3 protein-coding genes and 1 pseudogene are annotated in these 3,592 nt (G+C 73.0%); 2 read left to right on the top strand and 2 right to left on the bottom strand.

Annotated features, from left to right (window positions below):
- Nucleotides 1-654: pseudogene (locus HMPREF0731_RS07790) on the bottom strand (hypothetical protein); the annotation flags it as partial.
- Between the two features lie 85 nt (nucleotides 655-739).
- Nucleotides 740-2,215: a leucyl aminopeptidase gene (locus HMPREF0731_RS07785; RefSeq protein WP_007003525.1), complete on the bottom strand. Its 1,476-nt coding sequence runs from the start codon at nucleotides 2,213-2,215 to the stop codon at nucleotides 740-742.
- 238 nt (nucleotides 2,216-2,453) lie between these two features.
- Here HMPREF0731_RS07785 and cysQ point away from each other — a divergent pair, with 238 nt between their 5' ends.
- Complete coding sequence (gene cysQ / locus HMPREF0731_RS07780) at nucleotides 2,454-3,215, top strand: 3'(2'),5'-bisphosphate nucleotidase CysQ (protein ID WP_007003523.1); 762 nt, start codon at nucleotides 2,454-2,456, stop codon at nucleotides 3,213-3,215.
- A partial coding sequence (locus HMPREF0731_RS07775) for an L-threonylcarbamoyladenylate synthase (RefSeq protein ID WP_007003522.1) occupies nucleotides 3,212-3,592 on the top strand: 381 nt, incomplete at its 3' end. The genes cysQ and HMPREF0731_RS07775, both read left to right, overlap by 4 nt.

Here is a 3,592-nt window from a genome sequence, read left to right as displayed (position 1 = left end):
CATGTCGGCCCGCATCGCCGCCATGCCTTCGGCCGGCTTCACGCACAGCCCGCCCGTGTCGAAGGTCACCCCCTTGCCCACGAACACCACCGGCGGCGCCGCGATCCGCCCGGCCCAGCGCAGCACCACCAGCCGCGGCGGATGCGCCGAGCCCTGCCCCACCGCCAGCAGCCCGCCAAACCCGGCCGCGCGCAACGCCTTTCGCCCCAGCACCTGCACGGCGATGCCATGCTCGCGCAGCCGCTTCAGCCGCTTCGCCATGGCCCTCGGCGTCAGCGCATTGCCCGGCGCCTCGACCAGCGCGCGCGCGAACGCCACGCCCTGCAATACCGCCCAGGCGCGGTCCCACAGCGGCACCAGCGCCGCGGCCGCCTCGTGCCAGAGGTCCAGCCGGATCCCCGGCTTCAGCCGCATCGCCAGCCCCATTGCCAGCGCCACGGCCTCGGCCGGCGGCAGCGCGCTGGCCTCGACCACCACCGCATCCACCTCGTCCGGCAGGGCCTCGGCGGCGGCACGGCCAGCCGCCTCCCAATCCGGGCCAGGGACCAGCAGGGCATTCCCATCACGGCGCAGCGCGCCCTCGAACACCGGACGCACGCGGAACCGCGCCGCAGCCTTGCGGCCGAGGCGGTCGCGCAGGCGAAGGCGCATCATGGAAAAACCTGGCCAGGGGGCGCCGCCCCCTGGACCCCCGCCGGGGAGGCAGGGCCTCCCCGGACCCCGCCATCAGAAAAAGCCATCACCCCTCGTAGTGGTCGGCCACCAGGCGGTCGAGCAAGCGTACACCAAACGCCGTCGCACCCTTCGGCACCGTCGCGCTGTCCTTGCTGGCCCAGGCAGTGCCCGCGATGTCCAGATGCGCCCAGGGCACATGCCCCTCCTTGGTGTCGACGAAACGCTGCAGGAACTGCGCGGCGGTGATCGAACCGCCCGGCCGCCCGCCGACATTCTTCATGTCGGCGATGTCGGACTTGATCTGCTTGTCATAGGCCTCGCCCAGCGGCATCCGCCACAGCTTCTCGCCCACCGCCTCGCCCGCCGCCGAAAGCTGCTGCGCCAGCGAATCATCATTGGCGAACATGCCGGCATGCTCATGGCCGAGCGCGATGATGATGGCCCCCGTCAGCGTCGCCAGATCCACCATGAAGCGCGGCTTGTAGCGCTCCCGCGCATACCAGAGCACATCGGCCAGCACGAGCCGCCCCTCCGCATCGGTGTTGATCACCTCCACCGTCTGGCCGGAATAGGTGGTGACCACATCGCCCGGGCGCTGCGCCGTGCCGGAGGGCATGTTCTCCACCAGCCCGACCAGCCCCACGGCGTTGACCTTGGCGCGGCGGCCGGCCAGCGCCGCCATCAGCCCGATCACCGTGCCGGCGCCGGCCATGTCCCACTTCATGTCCTCCATGCCGCCGGCCGGCTTGATCGAGATGCCGCCGGTGTCGAAGGTCACACCCTTGCCGATGAAGGCGACCGGCGCCTCGCCCTCGGCGCCGCCATTCCAGCGCATCACCACCATGCGCGGCTCCTGCGCGCTGCCCATGGCCACCCCCAGCAGCGCCCCGAAGCCGAGCTTGCGCATCTCCTTCGGCCCCAGGATCTCGACCGCGACGCCGAGCTTTTCCAGCGCCCGGCAGCGATCCGCCATCTCGGGCGGGTTCAGGATGTTGGCCGGCTCGCTCACCAGGTCGCGCGAGAGGAACACGCCATCGGCGATGGCCGAGAGCCCCTGCCAGGCGCTCCGCGCCGCCTCGGGCGAGGCGGTGGCGAGGCTGAGGCGCACCAGCTTCGGCTTGTCCTCCGCCGATTCGCGGGTGCGGTAGCGGTCGAAGCGGTAGCTGCGCAGCCGCAGCCCGAAGGCCAGCGCCGCCGCCGCCTCCGGCTCCAGCGCGGAGGCGTCGATCACCGCCTCCGGCTCGGCGGCGACCAGCGGCCAGGCGGCACCGCCCGCCGCCTCCGCCGCGCGGGCATCGGGGGTGCCGCTGCCCAGGCCGATCGCCACCACCCGCGACAGATGCCCGCCCGGCGCCCAGAGGGTGCAGCTCTGCCCCTTCTTGCCCTTGAAGCCGGCCGCCTCCAGCCCGCGGGCGATGGCGCCGTGGCAGGCGGCATCGGCCTCGGCGGCCAAGCCCTCCAGGGAGAAGCCTTCGGCCAGCGGCAGCACCAGGGCGCCCGACTTGGGGAGGGTGGCTTTGACGAACAGGAAATCGGTCATGGCGTGTCCCGTGCTGATGCGGCCTTGCCCCCCAGCCTGTCACGGCGGCCGCAGGTTGCAAGGCCCTGGCCGGGAGCAGGGTGGGCACTGCGCGGTGGCCGTGAAGCCTGGCCGAGCGCCAGCGGCGCCCGGCACCGAAAGAAAAGCGGGTCTGCCTGTCTGTGCGCCGCACTGCGGCCTTAAGCCTGGCCGGGCACCAACGGTGCCCGGCACCGAAAAAAATGGTAGGCAGGCGGGAATGACCGATCCTGAGCTTCTTGCCCTCGCCGCGCGGCTGGCCCGCAGTGCCGCCGCCGCCATCCTGACCATCCGCCAGGCCGGCTTCGCCGTCGAGCGCAAGGAGGATTACAGCCCGGTCACCGCGGCGGACCGCCTGGCCGAGGCGGTGATCACCGAGGGGTTGCGGCAATTCGCCCCCGACATCCCGGTGGTGGCGGAGGAGGCGGTCTCGGATGGCGCGCAGCTTTCCGCCGCGCCGCGCTACTGGCTGGTGGACCCGCTGGACGGCACGCGCGAATTCGCCGCCGGCCGGGACGAGTTCACGGTCAATATCGGGCTGGTCGAGAACGGCGTGCCGAAGCTCGGCGCCGTCGCCTTGCCGGCGACGGGCGAGCTGTTCACCGGCCTGGTCGGCACCGGCGCCTGGAAGGAGGATGCGGGCGGGCATCGCCGCATCCAGGCGCGGCGCGCGCCGGAGGAGGGCCTCGTGGTCATGGCCAGCCGCCACTACAAGGACGATCCGAAGCTGCCGGCCTTCCTGGAGGGGCGGAAGGTCCAGCGCATCGTGCAGATCGGCTCGGCGGTGAAGTTCTGCCGGCTGGCGGAGGGGGTCGCCGATCTCTATCCGCGCTTCGGCCGCACCATGGAGTGGGACACGGCGGCGCCGGAGGCGGTGCTGGTGGCCGCCGGCGGGCGCATCGCCCGCTTCGACGGCACGCCGCTCGGCTATGGCAAGCCGGGCTGGGAGAACCCGCCCTTCCTCTGCCAGGGCGCCGCATGACCTCCGAGGCAACCGCGAGCCTGCCGCCGCCGGCAGTGGAGCAGGCGGCCGCGCTGCTGCGCGCGGGCCGGCTGGTCGCCTTCCCGACCGAGACGGTCTATGGCCTCGGCGCCGATGCGCGGAACGACGCGGCGGTGGCGGCGATCTATGCCGCCAAGGGCCGCCCCCGCTTCAACCCGCTGATCAGCCATTTTTCCGAGTCAGGGGCCGCCTTTGCCGAGGTGGTCGAGGATGACCGGGCGCGCGCCTTGGCCGCGCGCTTCTGGCCGGGGCCGCTGACCCTGGTGCTGCCGCGCTCGCCGGGCAGCCGGATTTCCGAGCTGGCGGCGGCCGGGCTGCCCAGCCTGGCGGTGCGGGTGCCGGCGCACCCGCTGGCG

The sequence above is a fragment of the Pseudoroseomonas cervicalis ATCC 49957 genome, assembly GCF_000164635.1.
GTDB classification, from domain to species: Bacteria; Pseudomonadota; Alphaproteobacteria; order Acetobacterales; family Acetobacteraceae; genus Pseudoroseomonas; species Pseudoroseomonas cervicalis.
The sequence above is the reverse complement of the archived record's forward strand: the minus strand, read 5'-3'. Positions and strand labels throughout refer to the sequence as shown.